Genomic DNA, 20,337 nt, shown 5'->3' with positions numbered 1-20,337 from the left:
GTTGGTTCCTTGCTGGTTGGGTTATGCGCAGCTTAGGCAAAATTGCCAGGCTGCGCCTTGCGGTCAACTGTTGGAATTGTCGATCTTGATGGTCGGGTCGGCACCACTGATCAGCGAGTTGATCGAAGTGTTCGACCAGTTCACACCCTCGAGCTTGATCGACACATCCACATTGGCCAGCCCGCCTGCGGCGTTGAGCTTGCCCTCAGTGCTGATCTGCAAGGTCGACTCGCCGCCCACCGTGGTGATCTTCAGGTAATTGTCGATGGTGGTGCCACGCTCGCCCTGCAGCAGGTCGCTGAGGTCCAGGCGGTCACCTTCGCTGACCTTGAAGTCCTTGATCACATCCTGGCCGGTATCGCCGGCCTTCCACACGAAGGTGTCGGCCCCGGCTCCGCCGGTCATGATGTCGTTGCCCTTGCCACCGATCAGGGTGTCGTTGCCGGCCCCGCCAAACAGCAGGTCGTTGCCTTCCCCGCCCAGCAAGGTGTCGTTGCCGGTACCACCCAGCAGGATGTCGTTGCCCTTGCCGCCATCGAGGTAGTCGTTGCCGCCCTGGCCGAAGATGATGTCGTTGCCGGCCCCGCCCAACAGCGTGTCGTTGCCGTCGTTGCTGCGCGACACGTCGAACTCGGTGTAATGCTCCGACACGTACTGGTGCATCATCCGCGCATCCACGTCGCCCGCATCCACCCCCAGCTTGGTGGCGACGAACGCCTGGATCGCCTCCACCCCGGTGCCCGGGATCGAATCGAAGGTCACCAGGTCGCCGAAGATGATGTCGTGGCCATCGCCGCCGTCCACCTTGTCCGAGCCGGGCACGGTGGCCTCGGTGTGGCCGAGGATGGCATCGGCCAGCTTGGTCGGGTCGATGTTGGTCTGCGGCGTGCTGTCCGAATCGTAGGGCTTGAGGTCGTTGGTATTCACCCCGCTGTTCAGGCCGATGGCCTCCACCGTCGACAGCGCCGCGAGGATCTTGTAGCTGTCGGTGGAGTTGGTCAGGGTCGCGTCGGTGGTGGTGTTGCCGGTACCGGCGCGGGTCGACAGCTCATAACCGCCGTTGCCCTCGGCGCGAATGCTGCCGCTGGTCACGGTGTTCCACTTGTAGCTCCAGCTCAGCAGGTCGAAGTTGCCGCGGGTTTCGGCGGTCAGCTTGCCGCTGCTGTCGATCGACACCCGGTTGGTGGCATCCAGCTGGTAGTTGGTGACCGTGTCGCCCACCTTGTAGTTGATGGTGCTGAGGAAGGTGTCCAGCTTGGTCGAGCTGTTGGCCAGCGTCGGGTTGCCCTGTTCGCCGGTCTGGTAGTAGGTGGGCTGGCCGTCGGTGATGAAGAAGGTCTGGTTGCTGCCGGTGTTGCCGGCGTTCTTCAGGGTCTGGAACCAGTTGGCGGTGGTCTTGAAGGCATCTTCGTAGTTGGTGCCGCCATCGGCGCTCAGGGTGCCGAGCGCGTTGAGCAGGGTCTTGAGCCCGGCATCGTTGAGTGTCACCGACACCGTGCTCTTGACCTGGGTGGCGAAGTCCACCAGCAGGATGTTGACCGTCCCCGAGAGCGAACCCTTGACGCTTGCGGCCAGCGTCCTGAACACCGACTCCAGCGACGCCTTGGCCCCGTCCACGCCGGACTGCCCCATGCTGCCCGAGGTGTCGACGATGAAGGCGATGTTGTAGTCCTTGCCGGCAACCACATGCAGGCCGGTCACGTCGGCGATGATGATGTCGTTGTTGACCGTGCCGGTGCTGGTGTCGCTGTCGGTGCCCAGGTTGGTGGAGGTATAGGTTTCCGGGTACACCGTGACCTTCAGCGTGCCCTCGGTGGTGGCCTGGCTGCCGCCGACGCTCTCGCTGGAGGTGGAGGTCACCTTCACGTCGAACTGGCCGTAGTAGTAGGCCGGTGGCTTGATCGCCAGGCTGCCCAGGTTCCAGCCGGTGACATCCACCGCCGTGGTGCCCACGGTAATGCTGTGGCCGGCGTTGTCGGTCACCACCGAGCCCGCCGGGATGCCTCCCAGCTTCACGCTCAGGCTCTCCGAGCCGTCGGTGTCGGTCAGGCTGCTGGTGATGCCCACCAGCTTGACGCTGCCGTTCTCCGGCCCTTCGTTGAGCTTGTAGCCGTCGTAATAGCCCTGGCCGCTGCTGCCATGCAGGTCCGACACCGTCACTCCGGCGTTGCCCAGCTCGGTGACGCTCGGGTACATCGGAATGTTGGTGCTGTTCAGGTCGGTGACCAGCCCGTTGCCCACCTTCACATTGATGTCGTAGCTGCCCGGGCCGGCCTGGTTGGCGTGGTAGATCTCCAGGGTGTAGTAGCCGCTGGTGGTCGGCGTGTAGCTGCCCGCCACCGTGCCGCCGCCCCCCCAGGTGGCGGTGACCACGTTCTTGCCGCCGATGTTCACCAGCAGGCTGTCATCGGCGGTGCCGCTGAAGGTGTAGGTCTTGCCGGCTTCCAGGTAGATCAGGCCGGAAGTCTTCGAGCCGCTCTGCGCCGCCACGCTGGCATCGGACTGCACGTTGGTGGTGGTTTCGCTCTTGCTGGCGTTGCCAGAATTGGCGAACACCGTCTTCAACGCATCGCCGGTGATGCCGTTGCCGTTGGTGCCAAGGCCGGTAAGGCTGGTCCAGGTCTCCTTGGTCAGGCCCAGGGAGTTGACGTTGTTGCTGGCGATGCTCAGGTTCGGCTTGTCGGCCACCGGGGTGATGTCCACCTTCAGCGTGGCCTCGCTGCCCGGGGTGACGCCGTCGGTGGGCTTGTACTTCACCTGCGCGTAGTCAGCCTGCTTGTTGCCAACGCCGCTGCCACCGTAGCCGTCGACGCCGGACTGGTTGGCCAGCGGCACGAACTTGAGCTTGCCGGCGCTGATGTCGGCCTGGCTCACGGTCTGGTTGAGGGTAACGTCCACCCAGGCAGTGCCGTTGAAGAACTTGAGGCTGCCAAGGTCCGGCAGCTTGGTGAAGGTCACCCCCAGGCTTGCGGCCGGGCTGTCAACGTCGGTGACGTTGAAGTTGCTCCAGTTCAGCACCAGCTCGGTGTCTTCCACCCCGGTCACCGCGCCGCCGGTGGTAACCGGCGCGTCGTTGACGGCCACCACGTTGACCGTGGTGGTGGCGGTGTTGGACACATTGACCCCGTCGGTCACCGTCACGGTAATGACCCGCGGCGTGGTGCTCGGGTCCTCGCTGGTGCTGGCAAAGGTGATGTTCTTGATCGCCTGCATGTAGTCGGCCAGCGAGGCCGTGCCGCTCAAGGTCAGCACCACCTGGCCGCCCGTCACCGTCGAGGTGATGGTGATGCCGTTGACGCTGTTGCCCAGGTTCAGCACATCGCCCGGCTGGCGGTTGGTCAGGGTGACCGTGGCGCCGGCCAGCTGGCTGCTGTCGAAGTCGGTGATGGAGATATCCAGGTCACTGATCGAATTGCCGGCGCCGTTCTCGGTGTAGGTGGTCTGGTAGTCGGCGCCGTTCTTGCCGCTCGAGTCGTTGGCGTCCAGGTCCAGCACCGGCGCCGGCTCGAACAGCTGGGTGGTGACGCTGGCCGCGCTGCCATTGACCACCAGCCCCTCGAAGTTGCCGCCGGTGGCCGAGTCGATCTTCACGTTGAACTGCTCGGTGCCCTCGGTGATGTTGTCCTTGAGCGTGGGGATGGTGAAGGTGGCCGAGGTGCTGTTGGCCTTGATCACCACGCTGGCCACGCCGGTGTAGTCAACGCCGTTGGTGGCGGTGCCGCTGTAGCTCAGTTTGACCACCACGTCGGTTTGCGGCGCGTTGCTCAGGGTCAGGGTGTAGGTGGCGTTGCTGCCCTCGGCCACCGTCGCGCTGCCGGTGATGCCCACCGTGGTGTTGTTGATCGTGTCGGTCACCGCGGTGACTGCAGGCGTGCTGTTGATCGCCAGGTTTTCGAAGTTGCCGCCGCTGGCGCCGGTGATGGTCGCGCTGACCGGGCCTGCGTCGATGTACACATCGTCGGCCGGGGCCGCCACGGTGACGCTGCCCGACGACTGGTTGGCGCCGATGGTGATGCTCTGGCCGTTGCTCAGGGTCACCGTCACGGCGGTCTGCGCCGGGTTGGTCAGGGTTGCGGTGTAGACGATCTGGCCGCCTTCGGCCACGGTCGGCGTGGCGGTCAGGGTCACTGTGGTGGTGTCCTGCACGTCGGTGACCGTGGTGCTGAGCACGCCCTTGTTGGCCACCAGGTTCTCGTAGTTGCCGCCGCTGACGCTGCTGATGCTGTTGGTCACCGGCGCATGGCCTTGGTACACGTCGTTGGTGACCGTGCCGGTGGCGGTGCCGGAGCTCTGGCCCACCGGGATGGTAATCGTCTGGCCGTTGGTCAGGGTCACCACCACCGGCGTGCCGGTGACCGGGGCGCCTACGGTCGCGGTGTAGATGATGGTGCCGCCCTCGGCCACGCTCGGCGTGGCAGTCAGGGTCACCGTGGTGGTGTCCTGTACATCGGTCACTGTTGTGCTGACCGGGTTCTGGTTGGCCACCAGGTTCTCGTAGTTGCCGCCGCTGACCCCGGTGATGTTGTTGGTGACCGGGGCGTGGCCCAGGTAAACGTCGTTGGTGACGCTACCGGTGGCCGTGCCGGAGCTCTGGCCCACCGGGATGGTGATGGTCTGGCCGCCTGCCAGCGTCACCACTACCGGGCTGCCGGTGACCGGCGCACCGACGGTGGCGGTGTATATGATGGTGCCGCCCTCGGCCACGCTTGGCGTGGCAGTCAGGGTCACGGTGGTGGTGTCCTGCACATCGGTCACGGTGGTGCTGACTGGTGTCTGGTTGGCCACCAGGTTTTCGTAGTTGCCGCCGGACACGCCGGTGATGTTGTTGGTGACCGGAGCATGGCCCTGGTACACGTCGTTGGTCACGGCGCCCGTTGCCGTGCCGGAGCTTTGCCCGACCGGGATGGTGATGGTCTGGCCGTTGGCCAGTGTCACCAACACGGCACTGCCGGTCACCGGCGCACCCACGCTTGCGGTGTACACGATGGTGCCGCCCTCGGCCACGCTTGGCGTGGCGGTCAGGGTCACGGTAGTGGTGTCCTGAACATCGGTGACGGTGGTGCTGACCGGAGTCTTGTTGGCCACCAGGTTTTCGTAGTTGCCGCCGCTGACATTGGAGATGCCATTGGTGACCGGCGCATGCCCCTGGTACACGTCATTGGTCACGCTGCCGGTCGCCGTGCCCGAGCTTTGGCCGACGGGAATGGTGATGGTCTGGCCATTGGTCAGCGTCACCGTGACCGGGCTGCCGGTGACCGGTGCCCCGACCGTGGCGGTGTAGACGATGGTGCCACCCTCGGCAACCGAATTGGTGGCGGTAAGCGTCACGGTCGTCGTGTCGATGGTATCGGTGACGTTGGTCACCGCTGGCGTGCTGTTGACCGCCAGGTTCTCGAAGTTGCCGCCGCTGGCGCCGGTGATGCGCGCACTGACCTGGCCCGCATCCACGTAAGGGTCATCACCCGGTGCGGCCACCGTGACGCTGCCCGAGGTCTGGTTGGCGCCGATGGTGATGCTCTGGCCATTGCTCAGGGTGACGGTGACGGCGGTCTGCGCCGCATTGGTCAGGGTGGCGGTGTAGGTGATCTGGCCACCCTCCGCAACACTCGGCGTGGCCGACAGCGATACCGTCGTGGTGTCGGTCACATCCGTGACAGTGGTGCTGACCGGGTTCTGGTTGGCGACCAGATTCTCGTAGTTGCCGCCGCTGACCCCGGTGATGTTGTTGGTGACCGCTGCATGGCCTTGGTAGACGTCGTTGGTCACCGCACCGGTTGCGGTGCCGGAGCTTTGGCCAACTGGGATGGTGATGGTCTGCCCGTTGGCCAGGCTGACTACGACCGGGCTGCCGGTAACCGGCGCCCCGACGGTCGCGGTGTAAATGATCGTGCCGCCTTCGGCCACGCTCGGTGTGGCGGTCAGGGTGACGGTGGTGGTGTCCTGCACATCGGTGACGCTGGTGCTGACCGGGTTCTGGTTGGCCACCAGGTTTTCGTAGTTGCCGCCGCTGACGCTGGTGATGTTGTTGGTGACCGGGGCGTGGCCTTGATAGACGTCATTGGTCACCGCGCCAGTGGCAGTACCGGAGCTCTGACCGACCGCAATGGTGATGGACTGGCCGTTGGCAAGGTTGACCACGACCGGGCTGCCGGTGACCGGAGCGCCGACCGTTGCGGTGTAGATTATGGTGCCGCCCTCGGCCACGCTCGGCGTGGCGGTGAGGGTCACCGTGGTGGTGTCCTGCACATCAGTGACGGTGGTGTTGACCGGTGTCTGGTTGGCTACGAGGTTTTCGTAGTTGCCGCCGCTGACCCCGGTGATGTTGTTAGTGACCGGTGCATGCCCTTGATAGACGTCGTTGGTCACGGCACCCGTGGCAGTGCCGGAGCTCTGGCCCACCGGGATGGTGATGGTCTGCCCGTTGGCCAGGGTTACCACGACCGGGCTGCCGGTAACCGGTGCACCCACCGTGGCGGTGTAGGTGATGGTGCCGCCTTCGGCCACGCTTGGCGTGGCGGTCAGAGTCACGGTAGTGGTGTCCTGAACGTCAGTGACGGTGGTGCTGACTGGGTTCTGGTTGGCTACGAGGTTTTCGTAGTTGCCACCGCTGACTCCGGTGATGTTGTTCGTAACCGGTGCGTGGCCTTGATACACGTCATTGGTCACGGCGCCGGTGGCCGTGCCGGAGCTTTGGCCGACGGGGATGGTGATGGTCTGGCCATTGGCCAAGCTGACTACAACCGGGCTGCCGGTAACCGGTGCGCCGACCGTGGCGGTGTAGATGATGGTCCCACCCTCGGCCACGCTTGGCGTGGCGGTCAGGGTCACGGTAGTGGTGTCCTGAACATCGGTGACGGTGGTGCTGACCGGAGTCTTGTTGGCCACCAGGTTTTCGTAGTTGCCGCCGCTGACGTTGGAGATGCCGTTGGTGACCGGGGCATGGCCCTGATACACGTCATTGGTCACGCTGCCGGTCGCCGTGCCCGAGCTTTGGCCCACGGGAATGGTGATGGTCTGGCCGTTGGTCAAGGTCACCACCACCGCACTGCCGGTGACCGGTGCCCCGACCGTGGCGGTGTAGACGATGGTGCCGCCCTCGGCAACCGAGTTGGTGGCGGTGAGCGTCACGGTCGTCGTATCGATGGTATCGGTGACGTTGGTCACCGCTGGCGTGCTGTTGACCGCCAGGTTCTCGAAGTTGCCGCCGCTGGCGCCGGTGATGCGCGCACTCACCTGGCCGGCATCCACGTAAGGGTCATCGCCCGGCGCAGCCACCGTGACGCTGCCCGAAGTCTGGTTGGCGCCGATGGTGATGCTCTGGCCGTTGCTCAGGGTGACGGTGACGGCGGTCTGGGCCGCATTGGTCAGGGTCGCGGTGTAGGTGATCTGGCCACCCTCCACAACACTTGGCGTGGCCGAAAGCGATACCGTCGTGGTGTCCTGAACATCCGTGACGGAGGTGCTGACCGGGTTCTGGTTGGCGACCAGGTTCTCGTAGTTGCCACCGCTGACCCCGGTGATGTTGTTGGTGACTGCGGCATGGCCTTGATAGACGTCGTTGGTCACTGCGCCCGTGGCAGTGCCGGAGCTCTGGCCGACCGGAATGGTGATGGTCTGGCCGTTGGCCAGGCTGACCACGACCGGGCTGCCGGTGACCGGAGCCCCAACTGTAGCGGTGTAGATGATGGTGCCACCCTCGGCGACACTTGGCGTGGCAGTCAGGGTCACCGTGGTGGTGTCCTGTACATCTGTCACGGTGGTACTCACCGGGTTCTGGTTGGCTACGAGGTTCTCGTAGTTGCCACCGCTGACGCCGGTGATGTTGTTGGTGACCGGTGCATGGCCTTGGTAAACGTCGTTGGTCACGGCGCCGGTTGCAGTGCCTGAGCTTTGACCAACCCCAATGGTGATGGTTTGCCCGTTGGCGAGGCTGACCACGACCGGGCTTCCAGTGACCGGAGCCCCGACGGTCGCGGTGTAAATGATCGTGCCGCCTTCGGCGACGCTCGGCGTGGCGGTCAGGATGACGGTGGTGGTGTCCTGTACGTCGGTGACCGTGGTGCTGACCGGGTTCTGGTTGGCGACCAGATTTTCGTAGTTGCCGCCGGACACACCGGTGATGTTGTTGGTTACTGGCGCGTGGCCTTGGTAGACGTCATTGGTCACCGTACCCGTGGCTGTGCCTGAGCTTTGCCCGACCGGGATGGTGATGGTCTGTCCATTGGCCAGCGAAACCACGACCGGTGAGCCAGTCACCGGTGCCCCGACCGAAGCGGTGTAAATGATCGTGCCGCCTTCGGACACGCTTGGCGTGGCGCTCAGGGTGACCGTGGTGGTGTCCTGTACGTCGGTGACCGTCGTGCTGACCGGGTTCTGGTTGGCGACGAGGTATTCGTAGTTGCCGCCGGACACCCCGGTGATGTTGTTGGTAACCGGCGCATGGCCTTGGTAGACGTCATTGGTCACGGCGCCGGTGGCCGTGCCGGAGCTTTGGCCCACCGGGATGGTGATGGTTTGCCCGTTGGCGAGGCTCACTACGACCGGGCTTCCCGTCACCGGAGCACCGACCGAGGCGGTGTAGATGATCGTCCCGCCCTCGGCGACGCTCGGCGTGGCGGTCAGGGTCACCGTGGTGGTGTCCTGCACATCGGTCACTGTAGTGCTGACCGGATTCTGGTTAGCTACGAGGTTCTCGTAGTTGCCACCGCTGACACCGGTGATGTTGTTGGTAACTGGCGCGTGGCCTTGATAGACGTCGTTGGTCACCGCACCCGTGGCAGTGCCGGAGCTCTGACCTATCGGGATGGTGATGGTCTGCCCGTTGGCCAGGCTGACTACAACCGGGCTGCCGGTGACCGGCGCGCCGACCGTGGCGGTGTAAATGATGGTGCCGCCCTCGGCCACGCTTGGCGTGGCGGTCAGGGTTACCGTGGTGGTGTCCTGCACGTCGGTTACGTTGGTGCTGACCGGGTTCTGATTGGCGACCAGGTGTTCGTAGTTGCCACCGCTGACGCCGGTGATGCTGTTGGTAACGGGCGCATGGCCTTGGTAGACATCGTTGGTCACGGCGCCCGTGGCGGTGCCGGAACTCTGGCCGACCGGGATGGTGATGGTTTGCCCGTTGGCCAGGGTTACCACGACAGGCGAACCTGTCACCGGTGCGCCGACGCTGGCGGTATAGATGATCGTCCCACCTTCGGCCACGCTAGGCGTAGCGGTCAGGGTGACTGTGGTGGTGTCGATGGTATCGGTGACGTTGGTCACCGCAGGCGTGCTGTTGACCGCCAGGTTCTCGAAGTTGCCGCCATTGGCGCCGGTGATGCGCGCACTCACCTGGCCGGCATCCACATACGGGTCATCCCCTGGCGCAGCCACGGTTACGCTGCCCGAGGTCTGGTTGGCGCCGATGGTGATGGTTTGGCCGTTGCTCAAGGTAACGGTGACTGCAGACTGGGCTGCGTTGGTCAGGGTCGCGGTGTAGACGATCTGGCCACCTTCCGCGACGCTCGGTGTTGCCGACAGGGAAACCGTGGTGGTGTCCTGGGTGTCGGTGACCGTGGTGCTGACCGGATTCTGGTTAGCGACCAGATTTTCGTAATTACCGCCGCTGACGGCGGTGATGTTGTTGCTGACCGGCGCGTGGCCTTGGTAGACGTCATTGGTCACGGCGCCGGTGGCCGTGCCGGAACTCTGCCCGACCGGAATGGTGATGGTCTGCCCGTTGGCCAGCGAAACCACAACCGGCGAACCAGTCACCGGAGCACCGACCGAGGCGGTGTAGATGATGGTGCCGCCCTCGGCCACGCTTGGCGTGGCGGTCAAGGTCACCGTGGTGGTGTCCTGCACATCGGTGACGGTTGTGCTGACCGGGTCCTGGTTGGCGACCAGATTTTCGTAGTTACCGCCGGATACGCCAGTGATGTTGTTGCTGACCGGCGCGTGGCCTTGATAGACGTCGTTGGTCACGGCGCCGGTGGCCGTGCCGGAGCTTTGGCCGACGGGGATGGTGATGGTCTGGCCATTGGCCAAGCTGACTACAACCGGGCTGCCGGTAACCGGTGCGCCGACCGTGGCGGTGTAGATGATCGTGCCGCCCTCGGCCACGCTCGGCGTGGCGGTCAGGGTAACGGTGGTGGTGTCCTGCACATCGGTGACAGTAGTACTGACCGGGTTCTGGTTTGCGACCAGATTCTCGTAATTGCCGCCAGATACGCCGGTGATGTTGTTGGTAACTGCAGCATGGCCCTGGTAGACATCGTTGGTCACGGCGCCCGTGGCGGTGCCTGAGCTTTGGCCAACCGGGATGGTAATGGTCTGCCCGTTGGCCAGCGAAACCACGACCGGCGAGCCAGTCACTGGTGCACCTACGCTGGCGGTGTAAATGATCGTGCCGCCTTCAGCCACGTTCGGCGTGGCGGTAAGGGTTACCGTCGTGGTGTCCTGAACATCGGTCACTGTGGTGCTTACGGGCTCCTGGTTAGCGACCAGGTTCTCGTAGTTGCCGCCGGACACCCCGGTGATGTTGTTGCTGACCGGCGCATGACCTTGGTAGACGTCGTTGGTCACAGCACCCGTGGCAGTACCAGAGCTCTGGCCCACGGGAATGGTGATGGTCTGCCCGTTGGCCAAAGAAACCACGACCGGCGAGCCAGTCACTGGCGCCCCGACCGAAGCGGTGTAAATGATAGTCCCGCCCTCGGCCACGCTCGGCGTAGCCGTCAGGGTGACTGTGGTGGTGTCCTGAACATCGGTGACGCTGGTGCTGACCGGGTCCTGATTGGCGACCAGGTTCTCGTAATTGCCGCCAGACACCCCGGTGATGTTGTTGGTTACTGCCGCGTGACCTTGATAGACGTCGTTGGTCACAGCGCCCGTGGCCGTACCGGAGCTCTGCCCGACCGGGATGGTGATGGTTTGCCCGTTGACCAGCGAAACCACGACCGCAGAGCCAGTCACCGGTGCCCCCACGCTGGCGGTATAGATGATCGTCCCGCCCTCGGCCACGCTCGGCGTGGCAGTCAGGGTCACCGTGGTGGTGTCTTGCACATCGGTCACGGTGGTGCTGACTGGGTTCTGGTTGGCAACGAGGTTCTCGTAGTTGCCACCGCTGACACCGGTGATGTTGTTGGTAACTGGCGCGTGGCCTTGATATACGTCGTTGGTCACGGCGCCTGTGGCCGTGCCGGAGCTTTGCCCTACTGGGATGGTGATGGTTTGCCCGTTGGCCAGCGATACCACGACCGGCGAGCCAGTCACTGGTGCCCCGACCGAAGCGGTGTAAATAATCGTGCCGTCTTCGGCCACGCTCGGCGTGGCGGTGAGCGTCACGGTGGTGGTGTCCTGAACATCAGTGACGGTAGTGCTGACCGGATCCTGATTGGCGACCAGGTTCTCGTAGTTGCCGCCGGATACGCCGGTGATGTTGTTGGTGACCGGCGCATGGCCTTGGTAGACGTCATTGGTCACGGCGCCTGTGGCCGTGCCGGAGCTTTGCCCTACTGGGATGGTGATGGTTTGCCCGTTGGCCAGCGATACCACGACCGGCGAGCCAGTCACTGGTGCCCCGACCGAAGCGGTGTAAATAATCGTGCCGTCTTCGGCCACGCTCGGCGTGGCGGTGAGCGTCACGGTGGTGGTGTCCTGAACATCAGTGACGGTAGTGCTGACCGGATCCTGATTGGCGACCAGGTTCTCGTAGTTGCCGCCGGATACGCCGGTGATGTTGTTGGTGACCGGCGCATGGCCTTGGTAGACGTCATTGGTCACGGCGCCTGTGGCCGTGCCGGAGCTTTGCCCTACTGGGATGGTGATGGTTTGCCCATTGGCCAGCGAAACCACGACTGGTGAGCCAGTCACCGGTGCCCCGACCGAAGCGGTGTAAATGATCGTGCCGCCCTCGGCCACGCTTGGCGTGGCGGTGAGGGTGACCGTGGTGGTGTCCTGAACATCAGTGACGGTGGTGCTGACCGGATTCTGGTTAGCGACGAGGTTTTCGTAGTTGCCGCCGGATACGCCAGTGATGTTGTTGGTTACCGGAGCATGGCCCTGGTAGACGTCGTTGGTCACCGCACCCGTGGCCGTGCCTGAACTCTGCCCGACCGGAATAGTGATGGTCTGCCCGTTTGCCAACGAAACCACGACCGGCGAACCGGTCACCGGAGCACCAACGCTGGCTGTATAGATGATTGTCCCGCCTTCAGCCACGCTCGGCGTGGCGGTCAGGGTGACCGTGGTGGTGTCCTGAACATCTGTGACGGTAGTGCTGACCGGATCCTGATTGGCGACCAGATTCTCGTAATTGCCGCCGGATACGCCGGTGATGTTGTTGGTAACGGCAGCATGGCCCTGGTAGACATCGTTGGTCACGGCACCCGTGGCGGTCCCGGAACTCTGCCCGACCGGGATAGTGATGGTCTGCCCGCTGGCCAGTGAAACCACGACCGGCGAACCGGTCACCGGTGCCCCCACGCTGGCGGTATAGATGATCGTCCCACCCTCGGCCACGCTAGGCGTAGCGGTCAGGGTGACCGTGGTGGTGTCGGTGGTATCGGTAACCTGTGTCACCGCCGCCGTACTGTTCACCGCAAGGTTCTCGAAGTTGCCACCAGAAGCCCCGGTAATGTGCGCGCTGACCTGCCCGGCATCGACATACGGGTCGTCGCCCGGCGCAGCCACGGTGACGCTGCCCGAGGTCTGGTTGGCCGCGATGGTGATGCTCTGGCCGTTGCTCAGGGTCACGGTAACGTCGGACTGGGCGGCGCTGGTCAAGGTGGCGGTGTAGGTGATCTGGCCACCTTCATCCACGCTTGGCGTTGCCGACAGCGACACCGTGGTGGTGTCCTGGGTATCGGTCACGCTGGTGCTGACCGGGTTCGGGTTGGCCACCAGATGCTCGTAGTTACCGCCGGAAACCCCGGAAATGCTGTTGCTCACAGGGGCATGGCCCTGGTAGACGTCGTTGCTGACCGCGCCCGTGGCGGTGCCCGAGCTCTCACCCACCGGGATGGTGATGGTCTGGCCGTTGGTCAATGTCACCGTGACCGGGCTGCCAGTGACCGGTGCATCGACCGTGGCGGTGTAGGTGATGGTGCCGCCCTCGGCAACGCTCGGGGTGGCGGTCAGGGTGACCGTGGTGGTGCTTTGTACATCGGTGACCGTGGTGCTGACTGGCGTCTGGTCCGCCACCAGGCTCTCGTAGTTGCCGCCGGTGACGCTGGTGATGCTGTTGCTGACCGGTGCATGGCCTTGGTAGACGTCATCGGTCACGGTGCCGGTGGCGGTACCGGAGCTCTGGCCCACGGGGATGGTGATGGTTTGCCCGTTGCTCAGCGCGACCACCACCGGGGAGTCTGTGACCGGCGCCGCCACACTGGCGGTGTAAACGATGGTACCGCCTTCGGCCACGCTGGGCGTGGCGGTCAGGGTCACGGTGGTGGTGTCCTGCACATCAGTGACGGTGGTGCTGACCGGGTTCTGGTTAGCGACCAGGTTTTCGTAATTGCCGCCGCTGACCCCGGTGATGTTGTTGCTGACCGGCGCATGGCCTTGGTAAACATCGTTGGTCACGGTACCGGTGGCGGTGCCGGAGCTCTGGCCGACCGGGATGGTGATGGTCTGGCCGTTAGCCAGCGAGATCACGACCGGCGAGCCAGTCACCGGTGCTCCCACGCTGGCGGTATAGATGATGGTGCCACCCTCGGCCACGCTTGGCGTCGCCGTCAGTGTGACGGTGGTGGTGTCCTGTACATCGGTGACGCTAGTGCTTACAGGGCTCTGGTCAGCCACCAACTGCTCGTAGTTTCCGCCGCTGACGCCGGTGATGTTGTTGGTGACCGGAGCATGGCCTTGGTAGACGTCATTGGTCACGGCCCCGGTGGCCGTGCCGGAGCTCTGCCCAACCGGGATGGTGATGGTCTGGCCATTGGCGAGCGATACCAACACCGGCGAGCCGGTCACCGGCACGTTGACGGTCGCGGTGTAGACGATGGTGCCGCCTTCGGCCACCGAAGGGGTGGCGGTCAGGGTCACCGTGGTCGTGGTTTGTACATCGGTGACTGTGGTGCTCACCGGGTTCTGGTCAGCGACCAGGCTCTCGTAATTGCCGCCAGAAACCCCGGAAATGCTGTTGCTGACCGGTGCGTGACCTTGGTAGGCGTCATCGGTCACGGCCCCGGTTGCGGTGCCGCTGCTCTGGCCCACCGGGATGGTGATGGTCTGGCCATTGGTCAGGCTCACCACCACGGGGGCGCCGGTTACCGGCGCGTTGACGGTTGCGGTGTAGACGATGGTGCCGCCCTCGGCGACCGAAGGTGTAGCGGTCAGAGTGACGGTGGTGGTGTCTTGCACATCGGTGACGGTGGTGCTGACCGGGTCCTGGTTGGCAGCCAGGTGTTCGTAGTTGCCGCCGGACACACCGGTGATGTTATTGGTGACCGGCGCGTGGCCCTGATAGACGTCATTGGTCACCGCCCCGGTGGCGGTCCCCGAGCTCTGCCCGACCGGGATGGTGATGCTCTGGCCGTTTGCCAGGGTCACCACCACAGGCGAACCAGTCACCGGTGCATTGACGGTCGCGGTGTAAACGATGGTGCCCCCTTCAGCCACGCTTGGCGTGGCGGTGAGGGTGACGGTGGTGGTGTCCTGCACATCGGTGACGGTGGTGTTCACCGGGTCCTGGTTGGCCACCAGGTTTTCGTAGTTGCCGCCGCTCACGTCAGTGATGTTGTTGGTGACCGGTGCGTGGCCTTGATACACATCGTTGGTCACCGCCCCGGTTGCGCTGCCGGAGCTCTGGCCAACCGGGATGGTGATGGTCTGGCCGCCTGCCAGGGTCACCACCACAGGCGATCCGGTGACCGGCGCCCCGACCGAGGCGGTGTAGATGATGGTGCCGCCCTCGGCCACGCTTGGTGTCGCCGTCAGGGTGATGGTGGTGGTGTCCTGCACGTCGGTGACGGTGGTGCTGACCGGGTTCTGGTCGGCGACCAGGTGCTCGTAGTTGCCGCCGCTGACGCCAGTGATGCTGTTACTGACCGGCGCATGCCCTTGATACACGTCGTTGGTCACCGCGCCGGTGGCGGTGCCGGAGCTCTGGCCGACCGGGATGCTGATGGTCTGGCCATTGGCGAGGGTTACCACTACCGGCGAGCCGGTCACCGGTGAGTTGACGGTCGCGGTGTAAACGATGGTGCCGCCTTCGGCCACGCTTGGCGTGGCGGTCAGGGTTACCGTGGTGGTGTCCTGAACATCGGTGACGGTGGTGCTGACCGGGTTCTGGTCGGCGACCAGGTGCTCGTAGCTGCCGCCGGATACGCCGGTGATGTTGTTGCTGACCGGCGCATGGCCCTGATAGACGTCGTTGGTCACCGCCCCGGTGGCGGTGCCTGAGCTCTGCCCGACCGGGATGGTGATGCTCTGGCCGCCCGCCAGGGTCACCACCACCGGCGAGCCGGTCACCGGCGCCCCGACCGATGCGGTGTAGATGATCGTCCCGCCCTCGGCCACGCTTGGTGTTGCCGTCAGCGTAACGGTGGTGGTGGTTTGCACATCGCTGACGGTGGTGCTGACCGGCGTCTGGTTGGCCACCAGGCTCTCGTAATTGCCGCCAGAAACACCGGTGATGCTGTTGCTCACCGCGGCATGCCCTTGATACGCGTCGTCGGTCACCGCTTCAGTGGCGGTGCCGGTGCTTTGCCCAACCGGGATGGTGATGGTCTGCCCGCCCGCGAGGGTCACCACCACGGGGGAGCCTGTGACCGGTGCATTGACGGTTGCCGTGTAAACAATGGTGCCGCCCTCGGCCACGCTGGGTGTGGCGGTGAGGGTGACGGTGGTGGTGTCCTGTACATCGGTGACGGTGGTGCTGACCGGGTTCTGGTCGGCGACCATGTGCTCGTAGCTGCCGCCGGATACGCCGGTGATGTTGTTACTGACCGGCGCGTGGCCCTGATACACGTCGTTGGTTACGGCGCCGGTGGCGGTCCCCGAGCTTTGCCCAACCGGGATGGTGATGGTTTGGCCATTGGCCAGGCTTACCACCACAGGCGCACCTGTGACCGGTGCATTCACGCTCGCCGTGTAAACAATGGTGCCGCCTTCGGCCACGCTGGGTGTGGCGGTCAGGGTGACGGTAGTGGTGTCCTGCACGTCGGTGACCGTGGTGCTGACCGGTGTCTGGTCGGCCGCCAGGTGCTCGTAGTTGCCGCCGCTGACGCCAGTGATGTTGTTGCTGACCGGCGCGTGGCCTTGGTACACGTCATTGGTCACGGCCCCCGTGGCTGTGCCAGAGCTCTGGCCGACCGGGATGGTGATGGTCTGGCCGTTCGCCAGGGTCACCACCACAGGCGAGCCAGTCACCGGTGCGCTGACCGTGGCGGTGTAGACGATAGTGCCGCCCTCGGCCACCGAAGGGGTGGCGGTAAGGGTCACGCTGCTGGTGCTCTGCACGTCGGTCACGCTCGTGCTGACCGGCGTCTGGTTGGCCACCAGGTTTTCGAAGTTGCCACCGGACGCACCGGTGATGCTGTTGGTGACGGCGGCATGCCCCTGATAGACATCATCGCTCACAGCTTCGGTGGCGGTGCCCGAACTTTGCCCGACCGGGATGTTGATGCTCTGCCCGTTGGCGAGGGTGACCACCACCGGCGAGCCCGTCACCGGCGCGCCTACCGAAGCGGTGTAGATGATGGTGCCGCCCTCTGCGACCGAAGGTGTAGCGGTCAGGGTGACGGTGGTGGTGTCCTGCACGTCGGTCACGGTGGTGCTGACCGGGTTCTGGTCGGCGACCAGGTGCTCGTAGCTGCCGCCAGACACACCCGTGATGTTGTTGCTGACTGGCGCATGCCCTTGGTACACGTCATTGGTCACGGCGCCAGTGGCGGTGCCGGAACTCTGGCCGACGGGGATGGTGATGGTCTGCCCGCCCGCCAGCGAAACCACGACAGGCGAGCCCGTCACCGGTGCGCCGACACTCGCGGTGTAGACGATGGTGCCGCCTTCGGCCACCGAGGGGGTGGCGGTCAGGGTGACGGTGGTGGTGTCCTGCACATCGGTCACGGTGGTGCTGACCGGGTTCTGGTCGGCGACCAGGTGCTCGTAGCTACCCCCGCTCACCCCGCTGATGCTGTTACTGACCGCGGCATGGCCCTGGTACACGTCGTTGGTGACCGCCCCCGTGGCGGTGCCGGAGCTTGCGCCCACCGGGATGGTGATGGTCTGCCCATTGGCCAGGTTGACCACCACGGGTGAGCCGGTGACCGGTGCGCTGAGCGTGGCGGTGTAAACGATGGTGCCACCCTCGGCGACCGACGGCGTGGCGGTGAGGGTCACCGTGCTGCTGGTCTGCACGTCGGTGACCGTGGTGTTCACCGGGTCCTGGTTTGCGACCAGATTCTCGTAATTGCCGCCGGACACACCGGTGATGTTGTTGCTGACTGGCGCGTGCCCTTGATACACGTCGTCGCTGGCGGTTCCGGTGGCAGTGCCGGCGCTCTGGCCGACCGGGATGGTGATGGTCTGGCCGTTGGCCAGGGTCACGACCACCGGCGAACCGGTCACCGGGGCGTTGAGCGTGGCGGTGTAGACGATGGTGCCGCCTTCGGCCACCGAAGGGGTGGCAGTCAGCGTCACGGTGGTAGTGGTTTGCACATCGGTGACCGTGGTGCTGACCGGCGTCTGGTTACCCACCAGGCTTTCGAAGTTGCCGCCAGCCACCCCGGAGATGCTGTTGCTGATCGGCGCATGCCCTTGGTAGGCGTCATCGCTGACCACTGCGGTAGCGGTGCCCGAGCTTTGCCCGACCGGGATGGTGATGGTCTGGCCATTGGTCAGGGTCACCACCACGGGTGAGCCTGCAACAGGCGCGTCAACGCTCGCGGTGTAAACGATGGTGCCGCCTTCGGCGACCGAAGAGGTGGCGGTGAGGGTCACCGTGGTGGTGTCCTGCACATCGGTGACGGTGGTGCTGACCGGGTTCTGGTTCGCTACCAGGTTCTCGAAGTTACCCCCGGAAACGCCGGAGATGCTGTTGGTAACCGGCGCATGCCCCTGATACACATCGTTGCTGGCGGCACCGGTTGCCGTGCCTGTGCTCTGGCCGACGGCGATGGTGATGCTCTGCCCGTTGGCCAGCGTGACCACCACCGGCGAGCCTGTCACAGGTGCATTGACCGTGGCGGTGTAGACGATGGTGCCGCCCTCGGCGACCGAAGGCGTGGCGGTGAGGGTCACCGTGGTGGTGCTCTGCACATCGGTGACGGTGGTGCTGACACCCGTCGGGTCGGCGACCAGGTGCTCGTAATTGCCGCCAGACACCCCGGTGATACTGTTGGTCACCGGCGCATGCCCCTGGTACACGTCATCGCTGACGCTACCGGTTGCCGTGCCTGTGCTCTGGCCGACGGGGATGGTGATGCTCTGGCCATTGGCGAGCGTGACCACCACCGGTGAGCCGGTCACTGGCGCATTCACGGTCGCGGTGTAGACGATGGTGCCGCCCTCGGCCACCGAAGGGGTGGCCGTCAGCGTCACGGTGGAGGTGTCCGGGGTGTCGCTCACCTGGGTCACCGCCGGCGTGGCATTGATCGCCAGGTTTTCGAAGTTGCCGCCGCTGGCGCCGGTGATACGCGCGCTGACCAGCGTGGCATCGGCATAGGGGGTGTCCGCCGGGGCCGGCAGGCTGATGCTGGCGCTGGTCTGGTTGGCGGCGATGAGGATGCTCTGGCCGTTGCTCAAAGTGACGGTCACGTCCGTCTGGCCTGGGTGATCAAGGGTCGCGGTGTAGACGATCTGCCCGCCCTCGGCCACGCTCGGCGTGGCGCTCAGCGTCACCGTGGTGTTGTCGCGTACATCGGTGACCGTGGTGCTGGCCGGGGCCGGGTTGGCCACCAGGTTTTCGTAGTTGCCGCCGGCCACCCCGCTGATGCTGGTGCTCACCTGGCCCTGTTGCTGGTACACATCGTTGCCCACCGGCACGCTCACGCTGCCGGAGCTCTGGCCCACACCAATGGTGATGCTCTGCCCGTTGGCCAGGCTCACCACCAGCGGCGTGCCGGTAACGGGTGCATTGACGCTGGCGGTGTAGACGATAGTGCCGTTTTCGCTCACCGACGGGGTTGCCGTCAGGCTCACCGTGGTGGTGTCGAGGCTGTCGCTGACCTGGGTGGCGGCCGGGGTGGTGTCGGCCTGCAGGTGTTCGAAGTTGCCGCCGTTGGCCGAGGTAATGCTGGCGCTCAGGTTGCTGGCGCCCTTGTAGGCGTCGTTGGGCGTCTGCACGGTAACGCTGGCGCTGCTCTGGCCGGCAGCGATGGTCAGGGTCTGGCCATTGGACAGGGCAACGGTCACCGGCGTTTGCGCAGGGTTGCTCAGGGTCACGGTGTAGGTGACCACGCCGCCCTCGGTCACGGCCGGCGTGGCGCTGAGGGTCGCGGTGGTGATGTCGACGGTGTCGACCACGCGGGTGGTGGCCGGAGTGTGGTCGATGCTCACGCTCAGCCCGCCGCCGCTGGTGGCGGTGATGTTGGCCGACAGGTCATGGGCGTCGAGGTACACCGTGTTGTTGGGGGCTACCGTCACGCTTACCGAGCCGCTGGTCTGCCCGGCGGCGATGACGATCACTGCGCCATTGGACAGCGTCACGGTCAGGTCGCTCAGCGGCGCCTGGCCCACCGTGGCCACGTACACAATGGTGCCGCCAGCCTCGCTGATCGACGGTGTGGCGCTCAGCACCACGGCGGTGCCGGTTTGCGCGGTGCTGGCCGCCGTCGTTTGCCCGGTGCTGTCGAGGCTGGTGAACTGTGCCGGGCTCAGCCCGTCGCTGAACCCCAAGGGCACGGTGGGGTAGCCCACGTTGGGGGCGACCACCCCGGCGGTCTCCTCGAGGATGACGAAGCTGTGGCCGCCGCCCAGGGCGCCACTGCCGCTGCCCGCGTTTCCGGGGCCGGCTGCGGTGGCCTCGAATGCGGTGGTCGGGTCGAGGCCCGCCTCGATCGCCTGTTGCAGCTGCTCCACCGACGGCGCGTTCTGCGCCGTGGCCATGCACATGTCGGTGCTGTGGTCGGGCTCGCCGGCGCTCCATTGGCTGTCGCGGCCAAGGTCCAGGTGGCGGCCGTCGGGCAGCTGCAGGGTCACCGCGCCGCCCGGCCCGGTCAGCAGCTGTTCGCCCACGTACAGGCGGTCACCTTCCACGAGTACCCGTCGCACGCCTTCCGGCGACACTGCAACGACCTGGCCAACAATGCGTTCTACGATGGCAACAACAGTACTCATTGAACTCTCCAGAAGACCCGACCTGTACCTTCCCTGGCCTGCCGGTGGGGTTTCCGGCGCTGGCTGGAATGA

The 20,337-nt window shown here is 65.1% G+C and carries 1 protein-coding gene; it reads right to left on the bottom strand.

The window, feature by feature from the left end; translation table 11 throughout:
- Nucleotides 1–63: 63 nt before the first annotated feature.
- On the bottom strand, nucleotides 64–20,265 hold the full coding sequence (locus tag KSS93_RS01295) for an immunoglobulin-like domain-containing protein (RefSeq protein WP_225917285.1): 20,202 nt from the start codon (nucleotides 20,263–20,265) through the stop codon (nucleotides 64–66).
- Nucleotides 20,266–20,337 lie beyond the last annotated feature (72 nt).

It is taken from the genome of Pseudomonas xanthosomatis (assembly GCF_019139835.1).
Lineage (GTDB): Bacteria > Pseudomonadota > Gammaproteobacteria > Pseudomonadales > Pseudomonadaceae > Aquipseudomonas > Aquipseudomonas fakonensis.
This window is presented reverse-complemented; position numbering and strand designations above follow the sequence as displayed.

What these genes read in the sequence shown, in the direction of transcription:
- KSS93_RS01295 (WP_225917285.1), bottom strand. Translation starts at nt 20,265, where the DNA reads ATGAGTACTGTTGTTGCCATCGTAGAACGCATTGTTGGCCAGGTCGTT.